At 40.5% G+C, this 24628-nt stretch carries 29 protein-coding genes and 1 riboswitch; of the genes, 7 read left to right on the top strand and 22 right to left on the bottom strand.

The features are described 5' to 3' along the window. Positions 1-49: 49 nt before the first annotated feature. Positions 50-160: riboswitch (SAM riboswitch) on the bottom strand. 80 nt (positions 161-240) lie between these two features. From ACH0CI_RS06570 to ACH0CI_RS06535, 8 genes are all read right to left on the bottom strand, one after another. Next, positions 241-492, bottom strand: coding sequence for a hypothetical protein (locus ACH0CI_RS06570; protein WP_406901082.1), 252 nt, complete (start codon positions 490-492; stop codon positions 241-243). A gap of 258 nt (positions 493-750) precedes the next feature. Next, positions 751-921: a hypothetical protein gene (locus ACH0CI_RS06565; protein WP_165636346.1), complete on the bottom strand. Its 171-nt coding sequence runs from the start codon at positions 919-921 to the stop codon at positions 751-753. A gap of 156 nt (positions 922-1077) precedes the next feature. Next, entirely contained in the window at positions 1078-1953 is an 876-nt protein-coding gene (locus tag ACH0CI_RS06560; protein WP_335707442.1) for a metallophosphoesterase family protein, read from the bottom strand. 242 nt (positions 1954-2195) lie between these two features. Continuing rightward, on the bottom strand, positions 2196-2384 hold the full coding sequence (locus tag ACH0CI_RS06555; RefSeq protein WP_406901081.1) for a hypothetical protein: 189 nt from the start codon (positions 2382-2384) through the stop codon (positions 2196-2198). 143 nt (positions 2385-2527) lie between these two features. Continuing rightward, positions 2528-3907: a sugar porter family MFS transporter gene (locus ACH0CI_RS06550; RefSeq protein WP_335707419.1), complete on the bottom strand. Its 1380-nt coding sequence runs from the start codon at positions 3905-3907 to the stop codon at positions 2528-2530. A 145-nt stretch (positions 3908-4052) separates the two neighbouring features. Continuing rightward, a complete protein-coding gene (gene araA / locus ACH0CI_RS06545) occupies positions 4053-5477 on the bottom strand; it encodes an L-arabinose isomerase (protein ID WP_406901079.1) in 1425 nt (474 codons plus the stop codon). 29 nt (positions 5478-5506) lie between these two features. Continuing rightward, a complete protein-coding gene (locus tag ACH0CI_RS06540; RefSeq protein WP_335707421.1) occupies positions 5507-6205 on the bottom strand; it encodes an L-ribulose-5-phosphate 4-epimerase in 699 nt (232 codons plus the stop codon). Continuing rightward, entirely contained in the window at positions 6199-7830 is a 1632-nt protein-coding gene (locus tag ACH0CI_RS06535) for a xylulokinase (protein ID WP_406901078.1), read from the bottom strand. The genes ACH0CI_RS06540 and ACH0CI_RS06535 overlap by 7 nt, the downstream gene beginning before the upstream one ends. 338 nt (positions 7831-8168) lie before the next feature. Here ACH0CI_RS06535 and ACH0CI_RS06530 point away from each other — a divergent pair, with 338 nt between their 5' ends. Next, positions 8169-9275, top strand: a complete 1107-nt coding sequence (locus ACH0CI_RS06530; RefSeq protein WP_047750279.1) for a GntR family transcriptional regulator — start codon at positions 8169-8171, stop codon at positions 9273-9275. Positions 9276-9363: 88 nt separating this feature from the next. Here ACH0CI_RS06530 and ACH0CI_RS06525 read toward each other — a convergent pair whose 3' ends face one another. Then, complete coding sequence (locus tag ACH0CI_RS06525) at positions 9364-10347, bottom strand: HD domain-containing protein (RefSeq protein WP_335707423.1); 984 nt, start codon at positions 10345-10347, stop codon at positions 9364-9366. A gap of 230 nt (positions 10348-10577) precedes the next feature. Here ACH0CI_RS06525 and ACH0CI_RS06520 point away from each other — a divergent pair, with 230 nt between their 5' ends. After that, on the top strand, positions 10578-10958 hold the full coding sequence (locus ACH0CI_RS06520; RefSeq protein WP_406901075.1) for a FixH family protein: 381 nt from the start codon (positions 10578-10580) through the stop codon (positions 10956-10958). 45 nt (positions 10959-11003) lie between these two features. Here the strand turns inward: ACH0CI_RS06520 and ACH0CI_RS06515 are convergent, their stop codons facing one another. The 5 genes from ACH0CI_RS06515 to ACH0CI_RS06495 form a co-directional block, all read right to left on the bottom strand. Further along, positions 11004-11381, bottom strand: coding sequence for a hypothetical protein (locus ACH0CI_RS06515; protein ID WP_335707425.1), 378 nt, complete (start codon positions 11379-11381; stop codon positions 11004-11006). Positions 11382-11454: 73 nt separating this feature from the next. After that, positions 11455-12138, bottom strand: coding sequence for a hypothetical protein (locus ACH0CI_RS06510; RefSeq protein WP_335707426.1), 684 nt, complete (start codon positions 12136-12138; stop codon positions 11455-11457). A 180-nt stretch (positions 12139-12318) separates the two neighbouring features. Continuing rightward, positions 12319-13686, bottom strand: a complete 1368-nt coding sequence (locus ACH0CI_RS06505; protein ID WP_406901377.1) for a nucleoside recognition domain-containing protein — start codon at positions 13684-13686, stop codon at positions 12319-12321. Between the two features lie 13 nt (positions 13687-13699). Beyond that, a complete protein-coding gene (locus ACH0CI_RS06500) occupies positions 13700-14431 on the bottom strand; it encodes a FeoB small GTPase domain-containing protein (protein ID WP_335707428.1) in 732 nt (243 codons plus the stop codon). Then, complete coding sequence (locus tag ACH0CI_RS06495) at positions 14424-14681, bottom strand: FeoA family protein (RefSeq protein WP_335707429.1); 258 nt, start codon at positions 14679-14681, stop codon at positions 14424-14426. The genes ACH0CI_RS06500 and ACH0CI_RS06495 overlap by 8 nt, the downstream gene beginning before the upstream one ends. A gap of 426 nt (positions 14682-15107) precedes the next feature. On the opposite strand from ACH0CI_RS06495, the gene ACH0CI_RS06490 reads away from it, so the two are divergent. Continuing rightward, entirely contained in the window at positions 15108-16037 is a 930-nt protein-coding gene (locus tag ACH0CI_RS06490) for a DUF3298 and DUF4163 domain-containing protein (protein ID WP_406901072.1), read from the top strand. On the opposite strand, the gene ACH0CI_RS06485 is transcribed toward ACH0CI_RS06490, so the two are convergent. Together ACH0CI_RS06485 and ACH0CI_RS06480 are read right to left on the bottom strand one after the other, a co-directional pair. Beyond that, positions 16028-16258 (bottom strand): hypothetical protein, encoded by a 231-nt coding sequence (locus ACH0CI_RS06485; protein ID WP_406901071.1) that lies wholly within the window; start codon positions 16256-16258, stop codon positions 16028-16030. The genes ACH0CI_RS06490 and ACH0CI_RS06485 overlap by 10 nt on opposite strands. A gap of 126 nt (positions 16259-16384) precedes the next feature. Beyond that, positions 16385-16552, bottom strand: a complete 168-nt coding sequence (locus tag ACH0CI_RS06480) for a hypothetical protein (protein ID WP_196246103.1) — start codon at positions 16550-16552, stop codon at positions 16385-16387. Between the two features lie 323 nt (positions 16553-16875). Here ACH0CI_RS06480 and ACH0CI_RS06475 point away from each other — a divergent pair, with 323 nt between their 5' ends. After that, positions 16876-17256, top strand: coding sequence for a VOC family protein (locus tag ACH0CI_RS06475; protein ID WP_406901070.1), 381 nt, complete (start codon positions 16876-16878; stop codon positions 17254-17256). A 64-nt stretch (positions 17257-17320) separates the two neighbouring features. Here ACH0CI_RS06475 and ACH0CI_RS06470 read toward each other — a convergent pair whose 3' ends face one another. Then, complete coding sequence (locus ACH0CI_RS06470; RefSeq protein ID WP_406901069.1) at positions 17321-17704, bottom strand: FixH family protein; 384 nt, start codon at positions 17702-17704, stop codon at positions 17321-17323. Between the two features lie 205 nt (positions 17705-17909). After that, on the bottom strand, positions 17910-18257 hold the full coding sequence (locus ACH0CI_RS06465) for a DUF6054 family protein (RefSeq protein ID WP_028414741.1): 348 nt from the start codon (positions 18255-18257) through the stop codon (positions 17910-17912). Positions 18258-18400: 143 nt separating this feature from the next. On the opposite strand from ACH0CI_RS06465, the gene ACH0CI_RS06460 reads away from it, so the two are divergent. Then, the gene (locus tag ACH0CI_RS06460) at positions 18401-18820 is read left to right on the top strand and encodes a MarR family winged helix-turn-helix transcriptional regulator (protein ID WP_016765035.1); all 420 of its coding nucleotides are present in this window, start codon (positions 18401-18403) and stop codon (positions 18818-18820) included. Between the two features lie 46 nt (positions 18821-18866). Here ACH0CI_RS06460 and ACH0CI_RS06455 read toward each other — a convergent pair whose 3' ends face one another. After that, entirely contained in the window at positions 18867-20030 is a 1164-nt protein-coding gene (locus tag ACH0CI_RS06455) for a DUF4179 domain-containing protein (protein ID WP_406901068.1), read from the bottom strand. 19 nt (positions 20031-20049) lie between these two features. Then, positions 20050-20562 carry a sigma-70 family RNA polymerase sigma factor gene (locus ACH0CI_RS06450; RefSeq protein WP_406901067.1) on the bottom strand — a complete coding sequence of 171 codons (513 nt, stop codon included), beginning with the start codon at positions 20560-20562 and terminating at the stop codon, positions 20050-20052. Between the two features lie 148 nt (positions 20563-20710). On the opposite strand from ACH0CI_RS06450, the gene ACH0CI_RS06445 reads away from it, so the two are divergent. After that, on the top strand, positions 20711-21724 hold the full coding sequence (locus ACH0CI_RS06445) for a S66 family peptidase (protein ID WP_335707435.1): 1014 nt from the start codon (positions 20711-20713) through the stop codon (positions 21722-21724). A 303-nt stretch (positions 21725-22027) separates the two neighbouring features. Here the strand turns inward: ACH0CI_RS06445 and ACH0CI_RS06440 are convergent, their stop codons facing one another. Further along, a complete protein-coding gene (locus tag ACH0CI_RS06440; protein WP_406901376.1) occupies positions 22028-22300 on the bottom strand; it encodes a DUF4181 domain-containing protein in 273 nt (90 codons plus the stop codon). A gap of 273 nt (positions 22301-22573) precedes the next feature. On the opposite strand from ACH0CI_RS06440, the gene ACH0CI_RS06435 reads away from it, so the two are divergent. Then, entirely contained in the window at positions 22574-23224 is a 651-nt protein-coding gene (locus tag ACH0CI_RS06435) for a DUF975 family protein (protein ID WP_048019392.1), read from the top strand. A 48-nt stretch (positions 23225-23272) separates the two neighbouring features. Here the strand turns inward: ACH0CI_RS06435 and ACH0CI_RS06430 are convergent, their stop codons facing one another. Next, complete coding sequence (locus ACH0CI_RS06430) at positions 23273-24187, bottom strand: DMT family transporter (protein WP_335707438.1); 915 nt, start codon at positions 24185-24187, stop codon at positions 23273-23275. Positions 24188-24628 lie beyond the last annotated feature (441 nt).

The following is a 24628-nucleotide window of genomic DNA, read 5'->3' as shown; positions in this document are numbered from 1 at the left end:
AAAAAGCCTCTCTATCATGAATAGAGAGGCATAGTATCTATGAAATCCTCTCTTATTTTTCAAAGCTGTACGCTTTGCAGGATGTAGCACCTTTTTAACAAGATTGTTAAATGGTTGCCGGGCTTCACAGGGCCAGTCCCTCCGCCTCTCTCAATAAGAGTTTTAATTGTTTATAATATTTTGAATGTAGAGTCATCTTAACACCTTACATTTATGTTGTCAAAAGAAATTTCAAAAAAATTAGTTTTCAGGAGGCGTTGACGCTAATTTTTGCCTTAATAATTTGTAATCATCTTTTCGATGTGTTTCGATCAAGTCTTTTGCTCCTTGATGATACCCTGAAGAATAAATGTACTCTACCGCCGTTTCGATAAGCAATCTCTTTTCTTCCGCACATTCTCGGTCCATTAGGGGGAACAGTCTACCTAAAAGGTCATTTAAATCTTCCTTAATAAAACGATTGAGTCCTTCTTGCATCTTTTCGTTTGCCATGATAGCTCCTCCATTTGCTGTGTATGTTCTAAGTTTCTATAAACAGGCATTTCACTGTGAATGTTAAGATAAAGTTAAGTCATTAAACAGTATATCAAGTGAATGTTTTTCTTCAATTACATATGTAATACAAATATATGACAAATATAGAGAATATATCATCATTCATTATCTATTATAACGCTTGGCTTAGCCTTCTGCTACAAGGTTTCGTACGGTTTTCTAAAAGAGGCTGAGACACAACGAAGTGAATCCAATCTAAAGGCAAATGGGATACATGAGCTGAATCGCTTGTGACACCGCAGTTGATTTTCGTACAAGACTTCGCTTTCCGCGGGCGGTCGCTGAGCCTCCTCGTCGCATACGCTCCTGTGGGGTCTCACCTGTTCCGCTTTTCCCGCAGGAGTCTTCGTCTTGTCCTCCAATCACCTGCTAGAAAGACCTATACACATGAAATCTACGTTTACCCTAATAAAAAAATGAACCACTAATCAAGATGCTTGATTAGTGGTTCATTTTTCATTTCGCCTAAAACCCTTTTTTCCCAGCCTCTTTTTTTGAACCTAGCTTTCTACTTTCTTGTTTTTACAAACAACTTCTTCGAGGTCGTCCAAAATCCTTCCAAAGAAGAGGTCCTAAAATGTCGTACCGGCTAACAAAAAACTCCGTAAAATTATAATTATTTAAAATTAAAGGCGGTTCAAAATCAAGGGGAGCACCCGCGCCTCCTGATAATACAAAATCAGTACCTCTTCCAAGCGTAAACGACCCGTTTCTGTTTTTTCTAATAAACTGCTCGTCATACGCATGCACGTGGCTGACTAACACTTTTTTCACGCGATGTTCTTGAATTAAATCAAAAAATTCTTGACTCTGAGGAGTCGTTACAGGAAAACCTCCCAGGTCTGACCACCGGCCAATATTTGGCTGCGCATGCATGGCTACAACGGTATTACGAGGAGCATCCTCTAGCTGCTGCTCTAAATAATTCAGCTCTCTATCTGTAAATCCATATATTTTATTCTTGGGACTGATGATATTATTTAATGCGATGCACCGGAAGTTAAAGACAGGAATATCAATGACCCAGTGTACTTTTCCGATAGTGGCTCTGAAGTTTTCAAGATTGCTTTCATCAAGGTATAGTTCATCATGATTCCCTACGCATACAAACATAGGAATGTTTGGTGCGATTTTTTCAACAACCTTAACAAAGTGCTCCAAATACTCTTTTTTCCCTGTATAGACGGTGTCTCCCCCATGAATAATAAACAGCGGATTCAATTCCACCGCCTTTTTTAACACAAGCTCAAATTCACCGCTCATTGTGAAACAATTATCGTTTGGTCCGTCACCTCTGCTGTCGCCCATAAAAACAAAGTTGAATGGCTCTCTCGGATTTAATTGTTTAATTCTTTGCTTTAATAACTTTTCAGAACGTTCATGAAGCGTCAAATTCATCAACTAGTTAATCCCCCTATTACTAAATAAATTTAGTTAAAAGTAAACAAGCTTACTTATTTATATGAGAATTTGCTGATGAAGGTCACTACCTTCTTGTAAGCAGAACGCACATTTAGCTTTCGTTTTAGAAATTGCTAGTTATGAATATCTATTAAAGTCCACGCTATGATAAGCTAACCTATCTTTCCATTTTATTAGGCACTAATATGACAGGGTAAAAGCTGAAATCTCTGTATCTACTAATAAGAAAGAGGCTGGGAACGAACAAAGGCCGACATGAGCTGAACCGCTTGTTGCCCCGCAGTTGATTTCCGTGCAAGGCTTCGCTTTCCGCGGGCGGCCGATGAGCCTCCTCGTCGCTTGTGCGCCTGCGGGGTCTCATCTGTTCCGCTTTCCCCGCAGGAGTCTTCGCCTTGCTCTCCAATCAACTGCTAGAAGAAATGAAACAGCTGAAACCTGCGTTCACCATAAAAAACGAACCACTAATCAAAGTGTTTGATTAGTGGTTCGTTTTTCACTTCAGCTAAAATAGTTTTATCTCAGCACCTTACATTTAAAACATTTACGACAATTAAACATATTTATTACGCTCAACGGGACTTAACGAATTTCTTTCAGAACGAGCTGCCATGTCTGTTTCAATTTGCTCTAGGCTGCGCCCTTTTGTTTCGACAACTACAAAACGTATGAAGAATAATCCGAGAATACAAATGATCCCAAATGTGGAAAAGATCACGCCTAAGCTAAACTGATCGGCTAAAATAGGAAACACAAGCCCTACTGCCAGCGATCCTGTCCAGTTAAAGGCAGATGAAATACCAGCACCGATTCCGCGCACAGAAAGCGGGAAAATTTCTCCTACAATGATCCACGTAAGCGGCGCCCAAGAAAACGCATAGCAAAGGATAAAGCAGCACAGTGCAATTAACGTAACCCAGTTCACGACGGATTCATTAACGCCTACTGCTCCAAGAATAGCCGGTGTAAAAAAGGAAAGAGCCATTCCCGCTCCGCCAACCGTAAGAATGGTACGGCGGTTGAATTTATCAACAAACTGTAGAAAAATAAGTGTTGTCACAACGAAGATTACCCCAACAATAACCGTAAAACCAGCAGCTACCTGCGGCGCTAAACCAACTTGACGGGCAATGCTTGTTGCATAATAAACAATTGAGTTTGAGCCTTGAATTTGCTGAAAAGTTGCCATTCCGACACCGATAATTAAAGCTAAACGAAATTTTTTCTGAAACAGCTGTTTAATGCCTGATTGTTCATGCACAGCTACGCTTTGAATTTCAGATACTTCCGCTTCGACTTCAGCTGCTGAGGAACGAAGCGTGCGCAGTACTTCACGCGCTTTATCTGGCATTCCGTTTTTAATTAAGTAGCGAGGTGACTCCGGAAGCTTGATCATACCGATGCATAAGACAATTGCAAAAATACCGGCGCTGCCAAGCATTAATCGCCAGCTGTTTGGAACCGGCTCAAAAATAAAGGCTACGATATAGCTTAACAATAACCCAATTACAATCATTAGCTGATTTAAACCTGAAAGCTTCCCGCGAATATGAGCAGGTGCGATTTCTGACATATAAGCAGGAACTAGCGAAGAAGCCGTTCCCACTGCTGTACCTAAAAAGACGCGCGCAATCGTTAACGTAATTTCCTCTGGTGCAATCGCTGAACCTATGGAGCCTAACAGAAAAATGATAGACGAAATTAAAATTAACTTTCTTCGTCCAAACTTATCACCTAATAATCCGCTTAAAATAGAACCGATAATGGCTCCGCCCATTAACGATGAAACCACAATCCCCAGCCAGAGCGGACTTAAATGAAACGCTTCACGGATATGACCTTCTGCACCAGCAATAATCCCAATATCATAACCGAATAAAATACCGGCAAATGAGCCGAAGAAGAAGATAAACTTACTTGATACTTTACTCATGATTATATCCCCTTTGTATTGTCTTAGTTTTTCTTCCTGCCACACTTATTTAAAACGCTTTCATTTATTTCTAAAAACGGCGTTCTTTTACTGACGCTATATTTTCACTTCCAAGGAAGCAGCGCTCCCTTGGAAGTAATGATGCTTACTTAATAATGACGTACTCTAAATTCACAAGCTTTGCATAGCTCACAATTTGATCCGTCGTTAAATTTAATGAAAGAACTGTATGATGTCCTCCTCCGTTTTCAATCCACGCTTTAACGCCGTCTTGGAAGTTCGGCTTAATGTTCCAAAGCACACGCGCCACAGGAAGATTTGGAGCTGGAACTTCCGGCTCAAATGCCGATACTTCGTTAATTAACAGCTTGTAATGCGTGCCGAAGTCAGCCATAGAAACGACTACGCCTTCTCCTTGTTTACCGTCAAACACTAAGCGGGCCGGATCTTCGCGGTTACCGATACCTAGCGGAGAAACGATTAGTTTTGGCTTGTTTACCGCTAGCGTTGGGTCTACTTCAAGCATGTGTGATTGAAGTACTGACTCACGTCCGGGAGCCAATTCATACGTGTAGTCTTCCATAAAGCCCGTTGACTGATTATGGCTCATTACTTTAAGCAAACGGTCAAGCGCGGCTGTTTTCCAGTCTCCTTCACCAGCAAATCCGTATCCCTTTGCCATCAAGCGCTGTACCGCTAGACCAGGAAGTTGTTTCATACCGTACAAATCTTCAAAGTTAGTCGTAAAAGCGCTGTAGCCGCCTTCGTCTAGAAAACGTTTAATCGCAATTTCATAGCTTGCCTGTACTTTTACGCTAGATTCCCAGTCTTCTGCAGAATAATCGCCGTAGACAAACTCATACGCGTCGGCATATTCAGCAAACAAATCATTGATTTCTTCTTCCGTAACGGCGTTGACATATTGAACAAGGTCGCCAATTCCAAAGTAGTCAACCGTCCAGCCAAATTGAATTTGCGCTTCAATTTTGTCTCCTTCTGTCACTCCCACGTTGCGCATATTGTCGCCGAAACGCGCAACTTTAATGTTGAAGCTTTCGTTATAAGCAGCGGCTACGTCCATCCACTGTGCAATTTGCTGCTGTACGTCGGGGCGCTCCCAGTAGCCTACTACAATTTTATTTTGCTTGTTCAAACGCGCGTTGATAAAGCCGTATTCACGATCACCGTGAGCGGACTGATTCAAGTTCATAAAATCCATATCAATCGTTTCCCAAGGAATGCTTTCGTTAAATTGTGTTGCCAAATGAAGCAGCGGTTTTTGCAGTAACTTGGTGCCACGAATCCACATTTTTGCAGGCGAGAACGTATGCATCCACGTGATTACACCGGCAACTTCATCTCGGTAATTCACTTCTTTCATCATGCTTGTAATCGTATCAGCGTTCACAGCTAAATCTTGCAGCACAAGCGGATAAGGTAAGACACCGCTTTCATTTAAAGCATCAGTCATTGTTTGAGCGTGTGCTTTTACTTCTGCTAGCGCTTCTTTTCCGTAAAGATGCTGTGAACCAACAATAAACCAAAATTCTTTTTGAGTCGTTTTTAACATGATAATCCCCTTTTCTGTATGTAAGTCTTTTACTGTCCTTGCCCGTAATACGCATTTTGTCCGTGTTTTCGTAAATAATGTTTGTCTAATATACGCTGCGGCAGCTCTTCAGCCAGTCCGTTTAATTTTTGGGTAAAGAAATTCATTTTGGATACTTCGTCTAATACGACGCTGTTCATTACCGCCGTTTTGGCGTCTTTTCCCCACGTAAACGGCCCGTGTCCTTGAAGTAAAATTCCAGGAACCGCTAGCACATCTAAGCCGCGCTTTTCAAACGTTTCAATAATCACCTTGCCCGTTTCCACTTCATATCCGTCATTCACTTCTTTTTCTGTCAAAAAGCGCGCGCACGGTACGGAACCATAAAAGGTATCGGCATGAGTCGTTCCCATTGCCTGTACATCGAGCCCTGCTTGAGCCCAAATGGTCGCCCACGTTGAATGCGTATGAGCAATACCGCCAATTTCGGGATAGTGTTTATATAGTACGGCATGTGTCAGCGTATCAGACGACGGGTTAAGCTCACCTTCTACCACGCGGCCATCTAAGTCTACGACGACCATATCTTTGGCTGTCATTTTTTCATACGTCACGCCGCTTGGTTTAATCACAACCAAACCGCTGTCTCGGTCAACTGCACTTACATTTCCCCACGTGTACTTGACCAGTCCGTGTTTTGGCAAATCGAGGTTTGCTTGAAATACTTCTTCTTTTAATTTATCTAGCACAGTAACTCCTCCCGTTCTTCGCTGTGATGCTCGGCAGCTGTTTTTTCAATGACTAGCCCTTTTTTATATCTTTTAATAAATGCTTCAAACCCTTTTACATCGAGTTCGTCAGGGTAGATTTCCTGTGCGGTCACTTCTTTAAAAACTTTATCATCCAAGAAATCTTCTAAACTTTCATTCTCACTTTTATTGAGCATATAAGAAGAAAGAATAGCCATGCCCCACGCGCCGCCTTCCCCTGCTGTGTCCATGACGGAAACCGGGGTATTAATTGCCGCTGCCATCATTTTTTGACCGACTACCGGCGTTTTAAATAATCCTCCGTGCGCTAAAATGCTGTGAATCTTTACGTTTTCTTCTTTTACTAAAAGATCCATTCCTATTTTTAGAGCGCCAAAAGCTGTAAAAAGATGCGTTCGCATAAAGTTTGCTAGATTAAAATTACTTTTTGCTGACCGGACAAATAGCGGACGTCCACTTTCTACTCCGGTAATATTTTCACCTGAGAAATAGCCGTAGCTAAGCAAGCCCCCTCCATCAGGATCAGCTTCTAGCGCTTTATTTAACATCACTTGGAATAATTTATCCGACTCTACTCTTTGCCCCATCGCCTCCGAAAATTCACGAAACAATCCGAGCCAAGCGTTCAAGTCGCTTGAACAGTTATTCGCATGAACCATGGCAACTGGACTGCCGTTTGGCGTGGTAACCAAATCAATTTCCGGATAGACTTTTGAAAGCTTTTTATCTAGTACAATCATCGCAAAAACGGACGTTCCTACTGAAACATTTCCCGTGCGTTTTCTTACGCTGTTTGTCGCCACCATTCCCGTTCCTGCATCTCCTTCTGGAGGACAAAACGGAATGCCCGGCTGCAAATTTTTTGATTGATCTAAAATACTAGCTCCTATCGCTGTTAACGTACCTGCTTGCTCGCCTGAAGTCTGAACTGCAGGCAGAATATCTGTTAGTTGCCACGGATATCCTTTGTAAGAAATAAGCTCATCAAACTGCTTCATCATATCTTCACTGTAATTTTTTGTGCGTTCATCAATTGGAAACATCCCTGAAGCATCTCCAATGCCAAGCGCCTTACTGCCTGTCAGCAGCCAGTGAATATAGCCGGCTAGCGTTGTTATGTAATGGATGCGCGGCAGGTGTTTTTCTTGATTGATGATGGCCTGATACAGATGCGCAATGCTCCATCGTTCAGGAATATTAAAGTTAAAATGTTCAGTTAATTCTTTTGCTGCTTCGCTTGTTGTTGCATTACGCCACGTTCGAAACGGAACAAGCAGCTCACCCGTTTTATCAAACGCCATATATCCGTGCATCATAGCTGAAACGCCGATAGAGCCAACTGTTCGAATGGTGATTCCGTAGCTTCGTTCCACTTCTTGCTTCATTTCACGGTAAGCACTTTGCAAACCTGTAATAATATCAAGTAAGTTGTACGTCCAAAAACCGTCTTCCAAGAGATTTTCCCATTCATAACTGCCTGATGCGATCGTTTCAAAATTTTCGTCAATCAGCACCGCTTTAATACGAGTAGATCCAAGTTCAATTCCAAGGGACGTTTTTCCTTTAGCAATTGCTTGTTTTATGGTTTCTTGAGTTGTTTTCACGTTTAATCTCCTTTCTGATAGCTATAAAGATACCTATAGCAGTAAGGAAGCGCTTTCCGTTTTATGTAACGCTGTTTGAATTTGTTAACAACCTAAGTATATTTATTTGTACGTACATTTGTCAATAATAAAATTATATATGCACACAAATACTCAAAACATCCTACTCTTCCCTTCTTAAACTTTTAAAAAATCGGTATCTCTCCCTTAAATCATTCTCCTTTCGATTAAAAATCAAGGAAATCTTTTCATTTATTCACGTTCATGATAAAATATGTCCATACAAATTTTACACATAAAAAAAGTTGAATGTATACAACTACGAAAGAAGTGAAAACATGAAGCCAAAATATCAGGTGATTATTGAGGATATAAAAAGCAAAATTCTTTCAGGCGATTACAGCATTGGCGAGCAAATCCCGACTGAATCGGTCATGCAAGAAACGTATGGTGTCAGCAGACATACGGTTCGAAAAGCGATTTTAGAGCTGTCGAATGAAGGATTTTTAAGAAGCGAAAAAGGGTCTGGCACCTATGTAAGCAATCAGTATCAATCCAAAGCGAGCGGGGCTTCTGCCAACAAAACGATCGGCGTTATTACCACGTATATTTCCGACTATATTTTCCCTTCGATCATTCGTGGAATTGAAAGCAGATTAAATAAAGATAATTATTCGCTGCTGCTGGCGAGCACGAATAATGATGTGGAACAAGAAAAAAAAGCGCTGGAAATGATGCTTTCCTACGGAGTAGACGGCTTAATTGTTGAGCCTACAAAAAGTAATTTGTACAATCCAAACATCTCGTATTATTTATCATTCAAAGAACAAGACGTTCCATTTACGATGATTAACGCCTACTACGAAGAATTAGAGGTTCCGTTTTTTTGTTTAGATGACGTTCAGTCAAGCTACCTTGCCACAAATGAATTAATTTCAAAAGGACATACACAAATTGGGCTCATTGCAAAAATGGATGACTTGCAAGGAAAGTACCGAATGAAAGGCTACATAAAAGCGCTTGGTGATGCAAAACTCCGCTTTCAGCCTGAGCATATTTTGTCTTTTAACACCGAAACAAAGCTCGATTTGTACGCTAATTTAAAAGAGTTTCTTACTGAAAATCAAGACGAAATGACCGCTCTTGTCTGCTATAACGATGAAGTAGGGTTAGAAGTCGTAAATGTATGCAGACAGCTTGGCATTTCCATTCCGGACAAGTTGTCAATTATTGGTCAAGACAATTCGTACATCGCTAAAAATGCGACGATTAATTTAACAACGTTAACCCATCCTCAGGAACAAATGGGACGCGATGCGGCTGATTGGATCATTAAAAAGCTGCAGGGCAAAAAAGATTTGCCAAACGAAACTTACTATCAGCCTGTGTTAGTTGAAGGAGAAACGATTAAAGAATTAACTGCGAAGCGTGATGAAGTTCGTTAAGAGAAGGCTTTCTTAGAGGTCTATAAAACTTCTTATAAGATAAGGGGATGCACATTATTGCATCCCCTTCTTTATGTAACGATTCATTTTATAACGGAGCCTGAACGATGATATATACTCCTTTTTCTATCCTTTGTTTCGCTTGCTCTATTGCTCTTTTAGCGGTAAGTGATAACTGAGATACAGGAGCCGCCCCATCTGAACCAATAACAAGAGGATCAACCCAGCGCATTTTTGTCGTTTGGTAAACATCATAACAAGACGCCGTTCCTGTTTCTGCTTTGCTGTTAAAAAGAGCAGACAACATCCCTTCAATGCTGCTATCTCCAGCGTTTTTCAGCAACCGGATCACATCGTCATCCTGCTTTAAAAAATCTTCCATAGACACTATATCTTTCTGCAAAGCAAGCTTGATAATTTCCGTCAGCTGATAGTTTCCAAACATATTAAGCGGATTCATAAAAAAGCCAATGACTTCTTTGTAGTAAGCATCCACAAACCACTCTGCCGCTGATAAATTCCTGCACGCCATTTGTCCATTAAATCCGACAAGCTGATCCAAAAACGCATGCACTTCTTGTAAAGTAATCTCGCCGCATACGTACAAATCCCGCAGCGTATAATCCACGCGATCAGCACATAAGCGCGGAGCGTTCTGTTCAAGCAGCGTCCACTGGCTTTCATCAAGTAAGATATCTCGCCAGTTTAAACCGGCGCTCGTTAAAATATGAGGAATAGACGACCCGGTCACAATTTGTTCGTAAATCATTTCATGATAATTTTCTTCTTTTTGTTCCAAAACATAGTCAATCACATGAGAAAATGCCGTATGTGAAACGTCATGTAATAAAGCCGCTATTTGCTCTTCCAAAGAGCCTCCTAGCCTATGTACAAGCATCATCGCACCAACGGAATGATCATATCGAGTAGTATTCCATTTTTCATTTACAAACCGGCTCGCTCCGCCTTGGTAAATTCCTTTTAAACGCTGTACGGGGTCACTTTGAATCAGTTCTAAAAGAACGCCTTCTGCTTCAAAATTGCCGTACAGTTCATCATAAAGTGTAAGCATATCCTTCTCTCCCTTTCCTAGCTTATTAGGTTTAATCCTAAGGTCAAGACACAATGCTGTAAAGCCTCGTTGCGATAGTAACCTATTTTTTGTAACAAAATGTTCAATTTTCTTGCCGTCACACTCATAAAAAATCACTCATTGGGATGATTTTATTTTATAACTTAAGTGATAAAGTTTTATGGAGAAATTTATTTACTAGTAGAAAGTAAGATAAAAAGGAGATATTTATGAAAAAGCTTAGTATGCTGCTGCTCATTTTAGTCATTGCCGTAGTCGGCTGTTCGAAAGGAAATGAGCAAAAGTCACAGGAAGTTAAAGGAACAATTGAAGTGCCTCAAACCATTAAAGCAAACGAAAAAACAGCTATTAACGTGCTCGTTACACAAGGAGACAAAAAGATAAAAAATGCAGATGCCGTACAAATTCAAGTTGAAAAAGAAGGCTACATTAATCAAGAAATGATCGATGCAAAACATCAGGATAACGGTGCATACAGCACCGACTATACGTTTAAAGAAGACGGTGAATATACGATTACCGCTCATGTGACGATAAAAGGCGACATGAAAATGTTTACGAAAAAAGTGACGGTTGGCGAGAAAAAGTAAACTGCCTATTAAAAAACGACCTCTGCTTGCCAGAAGTCGTTTTTATTATTCCTTGGATTCTTTAATACGGTCAAGATACTGCTTCGCATGAAGCAAACCGAGATTTTTTTCTTTTCGTATGTATTTAATAGCCTGAACGTCACTTCGGCCATTCATCATCATCAAATTGACTCTGTTTTCAAAAGCCTCGTCTTTGTCTATTTCTAGCTGCTTCCACTCTTTCTCTAAATCACGTTTAGGTGTTTTGAGCAGGAATACCACTAGTATAACAAGAACGCTACTTGTGGTGATATAAAGCCACAGCCAATCGAGAAACCAGCTGTTAATTACATTGATTATGATGAGAACAGTGAAGCAAGAATACAGCCTTGTTTGATACTTACTCCTCTTGTTTGAATCTATTTTACTAAAAAATATCCCCACCGTCAGCCTCCTTTTAGCATTTCATTGGCGCTTTTTTCTATTAATCTCTCGTGATGCAAACCGCCGCTTCTTTTTACCTGATGATGACGATTTTGGTCGTACCCTCGCTTGTCCCATAGCTTCCCGAACTGTTGCTGCCAATCACTTGTATACTGCCGTAATCACGATAATCCTTGTCCGAAGAATGAGAGGTTTGTAGCTGTTTTAACTCCGTTCCCTCTAGAACAAAGTAAGGACCGTCATAGCTCGTATTCTCGTACTCACCGGTAGAATAAAGGTGCGTGTACGCATAGTGACTAGTTGTAAAGAAATGCTGGTTGTTAAGAATTTCTACCTTCGAAAAGAACTCATCTGCGGTCATTAATCGGTCGTATTGAGCAGGCTTTCCATCAACTTTTTCACTCGTAACCGCTAACCGATCCTCTCCTTGATCTTCACATGAAAAACAAGAGCTGTAACCCAGCATTTTATAGGAGTTATGATCAGAAGGATCTATCACTGTAAACCGCATAGAAGATATGTTTTGATCTCTATCTAGCGTTAAACGAAAATTTTCTATTTTTGCTTTGTGCTGTGACAGCTGCTGCTCTTTTCGAAACGATTCCCAGCTTTTGCTTACTTCTCCAGACTTCAGCTCATCTCTCGTAAATAGAAGCGTTTGTTTTGTACCTTTATAAACGACATTTACGATACTGAGAATAAGGAGAGCAAGGATTGCCAGCCAGCAGATGGTTTCTGCTGCCTTGTTTTTTGCCATAGTTGTTCTCCCCCAGAAGTTAAATCTGTGCATATTATAAAAGAAATACACACCATATAAATTACCATTTCATCTAAAAAATATCAATTAATCATCCGTGGGGAAACTAAAAATCTATTAAAACAGCAGCTCATAAAAAATACAGGACTTTTCGCAAAGCCCTGCACGTTTATTTCATATTTAAATAAGGTTAAACATTTTTACGACTTGAGCAACCGCAAACGTAACACCAATCGCAATCACTGTTGGAATCGCAAAAGCAAGAAACGTCCACTTAACATTTTTGGTTTCTTTATAAATGTTCACAAGCGTTGTTCCGCACGGAAAATGCAGAAGCGAAAACAGCATCATATTAAGAGCCGTTAGCCACGTCCAGTGGTGATCAAGGAAAATTTGTTTGAGTCTTGTTGCATCTTCAATTTCAATTAATGAGCCCGTTGATAAATACGCCATCAGTAGAACCGGTACAACAATTTCATTAGCGGGCAAGCCAATAATAAAAGCAGCTAATATATACCCGTCTAGCCCTAGCGTCTTGGCAAATGGATCAAGAAACTGAACGAAGTGCATTAAAATACTTGTGTCACCGATATAGATATTAGCCAATACCCACGTTAACACCGCCGCGGGTGCTGCAACAATAATCGCGCGTTTTAACACGAACAGCGATTTATCCAGCGTCGCGCGCACAATTGTATCTACAAATTTCGGCTTACGGTAAGGCGGAAGCTCTAGCGTATAGTGTGTGGGTACTCCGCGCAGCGCCGTTTTAGACAGTGCCCATGATACGAACAGCGTCACAACAATTCCAAATAACACCGTTCCGACTACAACAAGCGCCGTTACGAATGTTTTAGCGCTTCCTGTAAAGCCTGTTGCCATAAATAAAGAAGCTAACAAAATCAGCGTAGGCCATCTGCCGTTACATGGAACAAAGTTATTTGTTAAAATTGCCATCATACGTTCACGCGGCGATTCAATAATACGCGTTGACATAATCGCTGCGGCGTTACATCCAAACCCCATCGCCATCGTCAGCGACTGCTTACCGTGTGCCCCTGCTCGTTTGAACAAACGATCCATGTTAAACGCGACGCGAGGCAAGTAGCCGTAGTTTTCTAAAAGCGCGAACACCGGGAAAAAGATGGCCATCGGAGGCAGCATCACGCTAATGACCCAACCCGTACCGCGAAACAGTCCTAATACAAGAATTCCGTGCAGCCATTCTGGTGCATGAATCGCTTGAAAGAAAGCTGTTAAATATCCTTCCGCCCAGCTAAACCCATCTGCAATTAATCCAGAAGGAACGTTTGCCCCTGCTATAGTGATATAAAAGATGACCGATAAAATACCAAGCATAATCGGAAATCCCCAGATTGGCGAAGTGAAGACTTTATCCAATTTCTCCGTGCGCTGAAGCTTTGAGCGGTCTTCGTATACAACGGCTTTTTTACATATTTGCTGTGACGACTGATAAATGCTTGCGACCATATTTGAACGATGGTCTTTTTCTTTTGCCTGCTGCGCATAGCGCGTTAGCTGTTCCATCGCTAATGAGTTTTCAGGAGTTAACGGATTTCCCATATGCGCTGTTCCTCCTTTCTGTGTGGCTGATATCTTTTTGTTGACGTTGCTGAATCGTCTCTAAAAACGACGTATCTCCATCAAGAACTCGTAAAGCAATCCAGCGGAGAGGAAATTGATTTCCCACAATAGAAGCAACTTGAGGTTCTAGCTCTTTTAGCGATGCTTCAATTTCTTTTGTGTACTGCACCTGATAAGGAGTAAGCTTTACTTCCCCGCGCACGACTCCTTCAATCGCATCCAGCAAATTCGTAATGCCTTTTTTATTGCGAGCTGATATAGGCACAACCGGTACCCCTAACGATTCAGCGAGCTTTTTTTCGTTAATCACAATTCCTTTTTTCTTTGCTTCATCCATTAAGTTCACGCAAATCACGACGTTTTCCGTCATTTCCATTACCTGCAGAGCTAGATTAAGATTTCGTTCCATCGCCGTTGCATCGACCACAACAACCGTCACGTCAGGTCTTTCAAATAAAATATAATCGCGCGCTACTTCTTCGTCCGCCGAGTTTGAATAAAGTGAATACGTTCCAGGCAGATCGACGATTGTGTAGAGCTGCTCGTGATGTTCAAACGTCCCTTCTGCTTTGGCTACAGTTTTTCCCGTCCAGTTTCCCGTGTGCTGCTTAAGACCGGTTAATCCGTTAAATAACGTACTCTTTCCCGTGTTCGGATTTCCTGCTAATGCAATGCGATACTCACTCAACGTCGTCACCTACTTTTTTTACAAAAATTTTTGAGCTTTCTTCTTTTCTGAGACCAATCGTTGTATGACTGACTTGATAAGCAACAGGATCTCCTAACGGGCTTTTTTGAAGCACTTTGATGATGGCTCCTGGAATAAACCCTAAATCTAACAAGCGGCGCTTTAAGGCACCTTCGATTTCAATTCGCTCTAGCTGCACCGTTTCACCTGTCGTAAATGTAGACAGCGGAGAATTTTTTACACTAGCCATCTATTTTTCACCCCTTCTTGTTTTTTATACAAGGTTATATTTTTTTCGTTAGACCAACTTTTAAGGTAAAAAAATATACTCGTTGATTTGTAATAGGCTATTCTGCTTAAGCAGAAAAGTGAACCTGTCTGCATCAATTATTTAAAAATTTTAGTTTTCACTTATAATAATACCGAAAGTTTACCACAGGAAACTTTTTTAGTACAGGGTAAATAACTGACTTTTTTCTTCTTTCTACTGAAGGCATAAAGTGGTAAGTGCTGGTCTATTTTTTCTAATAAAAGTAAGTCGAAAAATAATTACGTAAAAAGGAATTAATAAAAGTAAAAAAATGTAAAGTTGTGCTATACTAGTGAATGAGCTTTTTTTGGAAAATAAAGTATGTATTAGTTTTAAAACCTACAAAAATCATTTTAGGGGGCTTTTATGAAAAGGTTCAAAAGGGCTAGCGCAGTTGTTTTAGGTTTTGCTTTGTTATTTTCACCGCTTGCTCCGCAAACAGTTGCAGAAGCAAAAGTCGTGTGGGGGAATCAGGAACTGGTTAAAGGGCAAATAGGACGCGTTACCGTTTTAAAGAACACGAATCTTTACAACATAAAAAACAACAAGTTAGCAGCGGCTAGAAAAGTGACAAAAGGGCAAGTATTCCGCGTGTATTCTGAATCTAGTAAATTTGGTGGTCTTTATGGGGTATCAAAGGGTACCTATGCTCAAAAGTCATCAAGCATTAAGTATGAAAAAGCCCCTAGTGACAAAATTCAAGCCTTAGGGGTAACAGTTACGAAGAAATCTTTAGCAAGCAACATTAGTTACCCTCAGGTATCCGGTCTTATCAATAAACCATTTGAGGCTAGCTATAATCGAAAGTTCTTAAATATTGCGAAAGAAGCACAAAAAGAACATAACGAGCTAAAAGAACAAGAGAAGGAAGACCGCAAAAACGGCTGGGCGCCAGGTCCTTATTCTCGTAATATGACATACTCTGTACCTTACAACCAAGATAATATTTTAAGTGTTGCTGTTACGAATGATGCGTACGCTGGTGGCGTTCACGGCAACGCTTGGATTGATACTTACAATTACGATTTGTTAAAAGCTCGACAAATTAGCTTAAAAGATATTATTAACACCAACACTAAGTTAAACAAGGTTAATAACTATATCCGGAATGAAATGATTGCGCGTAATAAAAAAGGTGCTCAGTTCTGGGTTAATGAATTTAAGTCTGTAAATTTAAAAGACGATCAGTTTTACTATACAAGTAGCGGCATTGCTATTATATTTGGTGAGTATGAGTACGGCCCGTATTCTAACGGCATTCATACGTTTAAAATTCCGTCCACCATTTATAAATAAGATAGTCGTACAAAAAAACATAAAAAAAGAAGCATGCGAACCATCAGTTCACATGCTTCTTTTTCTTTTTTTTCTGCAGAATAAGCGGAGCAAAAAAGAAAGGTGAGCCCTATTCCGCCTCCAACCATCATTGAATAGGAAAACGTATCTCTTAACGCTAGGCCGCCTATCATTGACAATACAAACAGAAAATAAAACAGTAATGTGTAGTTCCTCTTCACAATCTCTACTCTCCCCTTCCCCATCATTTTCCGAAAACCAAATCATACAATACAACCACGAAAGAACTCAGGGCCGCATGTATTACGCTTCTTGTAGCAGACGAAAAACCGCTTTTCAAGGTATTTTTATAGCGTTTGAAAAAGTGAAATGGTCAGAGCCAACGTCAGCAAGGAGCCTGCGGATGTTAACATCATTATTTTTCGGTTACTCTGATTCTTTTCAGGTTTTAAAAACTCTTGAATGGCTACAAACCAGATAACAAAAGTGATGAAAGAAAGTATCCCCATAGACATACGAGCATCTCCATTCATATATGTATTTAAATTTTTAACACATCTAATCAACAAACTTTCCGGAATAAGTTACTAAAATAAATGCTACTCTCCATCCAATATTAACATAAAATTCCACAAACCTTTAATTGTGTAAAACCATAATATTTTAAAACAGGCTATTTATAAAACGCTCATTTGAACTAAAAATGAACATAAAGCTGTCTCTGGCTATTCTCCACTTTACAAATGATATACTTATTTATAGAAAATCCTCTCAGATCTCACCCAGTACTTACCCTACCGTCAGAGGAAAAAAGTGTACCTTGTTAGGAGGAAACGAAATGATTAAAAAACTAGACCATTTTGTGTTAACAGTAAAAGACGTTGAAAAAACCATTCACTTTTATACGGTTATCTTAGGCATGCAAAAAGAAACGTTCGGAGAAGGAAGAGTAGCACTTCGTTTTGGTGAACAAAAAATAAACTTACATCAAGCAGGGCATGAATTTGAGCCTAAAGCAAATCACCCTCTTCCGGGTTCCGCTGATTTATGTTTTATTACGGAGGAAAAAATTGAAAACGTCATTAGTCACTTACAAAAACATAATGTAGAAATTGAAGAAGGACCGGTCAAACGAACAGGTGCTTTAGGTCCGATCGTTTCTGTCTACATAAGAGATCCTGATTACAATTTGATTGAGCTGTCGAACTACGTAGATTAAAGTGTTCTTATGAAAAAAAAGAGAATGCACAAGGCATTCTCTTTTTAAATGGCTATATAAGGTACTACTCTGTAGACTTACCTATCTCTACTTTTTTCGTAAACATTTTCATGTCACCGTCTACCGTAACATGAGCGGTAATCATATATTCGCCGTCTTCTTTAAACGTATAGTCCGTGCTGTATACACCTTTTCCTTCGTGCGGTGCTTTTGTCATTTCTTGATTGATGTAGCCTTCTTTTTCAACTTGGAACTGTACGTCATCTGCGTTTTCTACTTTTTTATCTCCTTGCGTCACAAGGACTTTAAGCTTAACTTGTTCATTTGCTTGAATTGATTCCGGTACTTCAATCGTTCCTTTTACTTCTTTTGAACGTGAATCATTTGCCTTTGAACAGCCTACTATAGCTATCATTAAAACGAATAATACGATGCTGAGTTTTTTCATTATGTTGTTCTCCTTTGTTATGTAAATGTGAAGTCTTCCTGCAATTTCATATTATACTCATTTATCCGGTAAAAAGAGAAAAATTGCTTATTGTCCACATAAAGTTCTTATTTCTACAGTAGCTTTTACATCTTTTCATTTCTCTAATCGTCCTTCGCTTCACAAAAAAAGCTGAAGAAGCGTATTGCCTTCTCCAGCTTTACCTTTATCTCTGCGGTTCTTCTAGCGTATAAGCAGACAGTGCGTTTTCGACCCATCGTACAAAATCTTTGCTTGCTCCCCAGTCAATATTTAATACCCCTTCTGCGCTTCCTGAAGGAATACACTTAACTTTGTTTGGACCCGACACATTTTCTAGAATAATGGTTAGTGATCCTCTGCCGCCGGTGCGGAAAAAATAGCGTTCAAACACAAGTGTGCACAGCTGCTTGCCGTCTCCAAGGTCATAATATTCTTTGTATAGTAAGTCACTTTCCGAATTATTTGCGTTCACAAGCTTTTTTGCTCCATCAAAAGGAAGCAGCGTCGTTTTAAATTCAATTACCTTTCCCATCACTCAAGCCCCTTTCTATCGCAACAGATACCTACTACTTCTCTTTTTCCCTCTAAAAAACCTGCCGCTTCTCTTTATGTACAATATGGTACAATAGAAAAGAAAAAGAATTGTTTGAACGGAAAAAGGAGCATACAACCTCTATGAATACACGAGATCAACTTATCCAAAATGTGGTTTCCACGATGCGAAACCAAACGAAAAAAATGCAGCTGTCGGTTATCCCCACTTTAAAATCATATATTCCTTTAAATGAATTTTTAGCGCTTCGCCTGCTGTATAAAGAAGGCAATCATATCGTTTCTGAGATTGCCGAGCATATGCATATCTCAAACAGCAGCATGACGTGCGTCAGCGACCGTCTCATGGAAAGAGAATTTGTCACGCGCGTACGCAGTCAAAAAGACCGCCGCGTTGTCTACTTATCGATTACGGATAAAGGAAAAGCGTTTGCAGAAGAAATGGAAAAAGTGCTCACTAAAGAATACGGTGAAAAGCTTAGCCATTTTACGGATGAAGAATTACAAACGTTTCTTCGCTTGTTAAATAAAATGGATATCTAATACAAAACCAGATGCCCGCTAAGCAGGCATCTGGTTTTTATTTGTGTTAGTTGTCATTTACCTTCAAATTAAAGGCGTCCGAGGTTAAGTCTTTTGACCAGTCTGTTTCGTGATCACTTACATACGGAATAAATCGAAGCATAGTGACGTCCTTATCATTTCGGTACTCTCCGTCCATCTCTATGACGGTGTCTGTTCCTCCTCCACTGCCGCTTTCAGAAAGATTTCTTCCGTTTTGGTCTTTTATGTCTACACCAACATCCGTTCCGCCTCGGATGCTTCCATTTGATGATGTAAACGTATAGTGCATTTTAATTGAAACAGGCGATACGCGAACTTCTTTGATAGACAATACGCCTTCTATTCCTTTTTCGCTAATCGGAATTTCTTTGTTTAACGGATACACTTTAGTATCAGCAATAATTTTTGAGCCATTTACGCTGGTGTGTACAGTCCAATTCCCTTTAATTTCTCCATAAAAATCTCGGTGGTCACCGCTTTTCGTCTGAGCAGGATTCTTTTCAAACTCAAGGCTTGTGAACTGCGCGCTGATTTGATAGTTTTTGCTTGGATCAATGTGATCTAGCACGCTGTAGCCTTCAACATCAATTTCCCCGTCTCCGTCCGTGTCCGTTTGTGTTAATTTTAAAGCATACAAGTAGTCCCAGCTTCCGTCTTTATTTTTGATTGGTTCCTCTCTAATACTTGAAGCGGAATCAAAAAACGACATATTGCCAATTTTCACGCGCAGCTTTCCCGGTCGAATTGGCGCGTCTCGGTTAAGCCCTAGTGCAGTTCTTCTAAACTCATCTGCGCTAATCGTTAACCCAAGCAGCACCTGGCCGTCATCAAGCATCAGCTCATTTACTTTTACTTGAATGCCTTGGTCCGTTGCCGTTTCATTTACCGTTTTTTTATAGCTGCTCAAGCTGCCTTCAGGCTTGTTCATAAGCAGCTCAATTTGCTGGCCAATTTGCTGACTGATTCGCACAGCCGATGCCCATACCGTTTCGTTTTGCATCATCACAGGCGTCACAGCAAGCAGCAGCACCGCAGCGGCAATCAGCGGACGCGCTTTTTTCCGCGCCGGCTTTATTTCACGTTTTAAGCGCTTTTTCATTCGTTTTTTCTCGCTTGCCGTTAGGTCGATTTCTTCATATTCATCAAAGTCTACAGAAGATCCGTTTAATAAGTCATATTGATTTTTCATATCTGCCCCTCCTTATTTCTTATTTAAAAATCGCTTTTAACTTTTTTCGTCCGCGCGACAGCCGGTTGTATAAATTGCTGATAGTGGTCTGCTGCTTTTCAGCAATTTGCTTTAGCTCGACTTCCTGTAAGTAATACGCTTTAAACAGCTCGCGGTCTCCTTCACTTAAGTGACCTAAAAGTTCTTCCACGTCGTCCCTTTGAACGTTATGAACTCCTGGTGTTTCACCAAACTCCGCTTCGCTAAGCGATTCGTGCTGCGTTTTTATGTATTTGCGCTGATAGTCAATGGCTTTATACTTCGCAACAGCCGCAACCCAGTTTTTAAACGTATTTTTTTCCGAATCAAAGCGGTGAATATGATGCCACACGGCTAACAATACGTCGTTTACACACTCTTCTTCATAACCTTTCAGCGTGCCTAGATGCTTACGTACAATGGCCGTAATCAACCCTCCGTACTGATCGATTAACAGCTCTAATCCTTTTTCTTTTTTCCGTCTTATACACCCAACAATCCAGTCATCTTCCATGACATTGCTCCTTTCCCCTTGCTTTTACATCTATTAATACGGATTCTTTTTACAAAACCTATCAATCTTCCTAAATTAAATAAAAAATAAGCTTGTTCCGTATTTCTCTCGCTGGTAAAATAAGCTAAAACCTTTGAAGGAGGCCGCTATGATTACCTATCCTTTTCTTACATCTAACCCAACCATCGGCGTAACCGCACCGTCTTCCGGTGTACCGAAGCCTCTTCATTCCATGTTTTCTTTATCGTGTGAACGAATGAAGGAAAAAGGTTTTTCTGTTATACCGGGTGCAACCGTATGGACGCAGCACAAAGCAAAATCTGCTTCTCCTAAAAAACGTGCAAATGAGCTTCAAGCCATGATTGCTGATGAAAACATTGATATCCTTATCCCGCCTTGGGGAGGCGAGCTGCTCATTGAAATTCTTGAACATCTTGACTTTACAAAATGGAAAACAAAATGGGTGCTTGGTTACTCTGACACCAGCGTTCTTCTGCTGGCTATTACACTTAATACGGGAATCGCAACGGCTCATGGAACGAACTTTGTGGATTTACGCGGAGAGTACTGGGATCCAACGACTGCGATGTGGCAGCAGGTATTAACAACCAAAGAAGGCGAAAGCGTAGCTCAAGTTTCTTCTGATTCCTATCAAACAGAATGGCAGCACGATAACCCGTCACCATGCGTGTTTCATTTAACCGAGCAAACGGCTTGGAAACATACAGAGTCACGTGACGTTCACCTCGAAGGGCGCTTGCTTGGAGGATGTATCGACGTGATCAGACACTTAGCCGGCACTTCTTTTGGAGACGTCAAAGCTTTTCGAGAAAAACATATTCCTTCAGAACCGGTCATTTGGTACTTTGACAACTGTGAACTGACGACTGTAGACCTTCGCCGTTCGCTTCTTCAGCTTAAGCTAGCGGGCTGGTTTGATAACTGCTCGGGTATTTTATTTGGCAGAAGCATAGCTAATGAACCCGTTGATTTCTACACGGCTGAAGACGTGTATCATGACCTCGCCTCTGACTTACATATTCCAGTTATCTATGACATCGACTGCGGCCACCTTCCTCCTCAGCTCACGCTTATTAACGGCGCGTATGCTCGTGTTAACGTAGAGAAGAATAAAGGCACAGTTGTTCAATGCTTTACGTAAAAAAAGAGGCTTGTATATAAGTAGTTTATTTAATTGAAGAAAAATTCGAACGAACTTGATTCTTGATGCAGAATTCAATTCGTTCGGATTTTTTTATGGGTATGGTGCATGTAGGTTTGTTTCATATATGTAGGTGCTTCTAATGGTTGATTGGAGGGCAAGACGAAGACTCCTGCGGGAAAAGCGGAACAAGTGAGACCCCGCAGGAGCGTTCGCGACGAGGAGGCTCACCGGCCGCCCGCGGAAAGCGCAGTCTTGCACGGAAATCAACCGCGGTTCATTTCGTCGTTTCACAATTTTGTTTTACATATCTGTCATCAGTAATACAAACGTCCCAAATAAGAAAAAAGTTGCACCAAACCACGAATGATAGTGCTCTTTTTGTTTTCTTTCAAACTTCCATTCTTCAAATCCTCGAATTACGTACAGGAAAAAAAAGAAAAGAAACATAAAAACGGAGGTATAGGCTGGAGGTATAACAAAGATCAGCACTAAAAACGCAGCAAGCATCACCATTTCAAGTGTGATAAACAGCGGACGCCTTCCCTTAAAGCTTCTCCAATAGCTTTTTTTCATCTTTGTATTCAGCTTCTTTCGCATGGCAAGATCCAGAAAGATATAAACGACTGCCAGAATCAGCAAATACACAAGCGTCATTTCCGTCCCTCCTTCCGACTTAAAATATCCTTATACTTCCATTTTAAAGGACTTTCCATAAATTTCAAGTCTCTAAAAAACTTTATCCAACTTATTAGTGCAAGCATTCATATATTTAAAAATCGCTAATATATTGACTAATGTACAGGTTAAATTCTCTGTATAAACTCACCTAGAGGGGGACATCAAGTTATGAGAATAAAAGAAGTGAAGCAAGGTGCACTCACAGCGCTGAAAAACCGCTGGGGATTCGCCGTACTGCTTACGTTCGTTACGTATCTAATTGCTGCCGGTATTCCAGGACTTATTGACTTTCTTGTTAACGGATTTCCAAGTGGGTCTGAAACCGAATACTCACAGTCTACCTTAGCTAATATTGTATCCCTGCTGCTCGTACCGCTCTTTTTTTCTTACTACTGGGTACTATTGCGTCTGGTGCGAGGAGAAAGTGTACGTGTAGGAAACGTGTTTGATTCGTTTTCATCTGCGGGATTATACTTTAGAACACTCGGACTTTACTTGCTAACGATTATTTATACCGTGCTGTGGAGTATTTTACTAATCATTCCCGGCATCATCAAAAGCCTTGCCTATTCACAGGCTTACTACGTATTCCGCGATAACCCAGATTATTCGGTGAACCAGTCTATTACTGAAAGCAGACGGTTAATGAACGGCTACAAGTGGACCTACTTTTTACTCGTTTTAAGCTTTATCGGCTGGGGCATTTTAAGTATGATCACGCTTGGTATCGGGTTATTATGGCTTGTTCCGTACGTAACGACTTCGCTTGGCGTCTTTTATGAAAAGCTAAAAGCAAATGAAACAGAAGTTGCTGAATAGAAGAAAAACCGTATTCGAGTTGCGAATACGGTTTTTCTATGGGTGATTTCAAGCTGCCTGGTCTCCTCCATCAGAGGGCTTTAACTTTTGATTCTTCGCTTTTTTATTCACTAAATAAATACTGATAATAATAAGCACCAGCCCTACAAGAAGTGACGACGTAAACGGTTCGTCTAAAAAGAGCGTGCCAATGACAATTGAAATAATGGGAACAAGAAAATTAAAGGACGCCACTTTGCTGGCCTCGCCTTTACTGATTAAATAAAAGTAAATAAGCCATGCAATGGCAACGGAAAACAGTGCTAAAAATAAAAGCAGCAGCACAGATGATGGATTCCATACCATATGAGACCACCCTTCCACTCCGCTGCCAGCCGCTGTCATAACCACTCCGCCGACAAGACTTTGAATGGTAATAAGCCAAATGCCATCTACACTGTCACTAATACGTTTAATATAGACAGTTCCAATCGCCCAACTCAGTGCCGTAAGCACAGCAAGAATAATTCCAACGGCTGAAGCATTAGCAGATAATTCTCCCGTGCTGATGGTAGCTACACCTACAAAACCAAGAAGCAAGCCACCTATCTTCACAGCGTTCATGCTTTCTCCAATCCACATCCATGCAATGATGCCGATGAGCACCGGCTGCAAGTAGACAATCACGCTGAAGACCCCTGCTGGCATAAACATAAGTCCAATCGTTTGCAGACCGTAGAATAAGATTGAATTAAATAGACCTGACACCATATATTTACGCCAGTTCTGCTTCCAGTGAAGCTGTTTAGCTCTTGGCAGTGCGACTGCTAATAAGATGATTCCCGCACTTAATGACCGCAGTCCAGATAACAAAATAGGCGATGAATAGCCAAGCGCCAGCTTCGACATCGGCCACGTTAATCCCCAAATCAGTACAAGAGCAGCTAAAAGAATTCCATTAATAAAAGATGATGACTGTTTCATACAACAACCACTCCTACATATATGAATGTAAATGATTCACGCGTTCATTCCTCCTTGTATACTACGCTTCTTTTTCACTCGCTTCAACTGGAGGCTTTTGATGTAATTTATGTATAGCAGTTATAGTAACTGAGTTTCTTTTATGACAGCGTATCTTTCCTCTCTATGTGGCTCATTTAGAAAAAAATAAAGCACATCGCTAGTGAGGATATCACTTTTCACCTATAGCTTTTATACATCCTAAAAGCCTTGAAGCCATTCAGCTGCTGGGTTTCTGCTCCCCCTTTTCATTTAGCTTACATATTTTCTAATAAATCTATGAATCTCCTAAACATTTCTACCTAGATAAATTATCAGAATTATTACAGAGAAGGTGACAATTCTACTTATATCGCCCTTTAATATTAAAACTATGTTACAAAATGTCGTAATTTGGAATTA

This window comes from Priestia sp. 179-F W1.4 NHS (assembly GCF_045369295.1).
Lineage (GTDB): Bacteria > Bacillota > Bacilli > Bacillales > Bacillaceae_H > Priestia > Priestia zanthoxyli.
The sequence above is the reverse complement of the archived record's forward strand: the minus strand, read 5'-3'. Positions and strand labels throughout refer to the sequence as shown.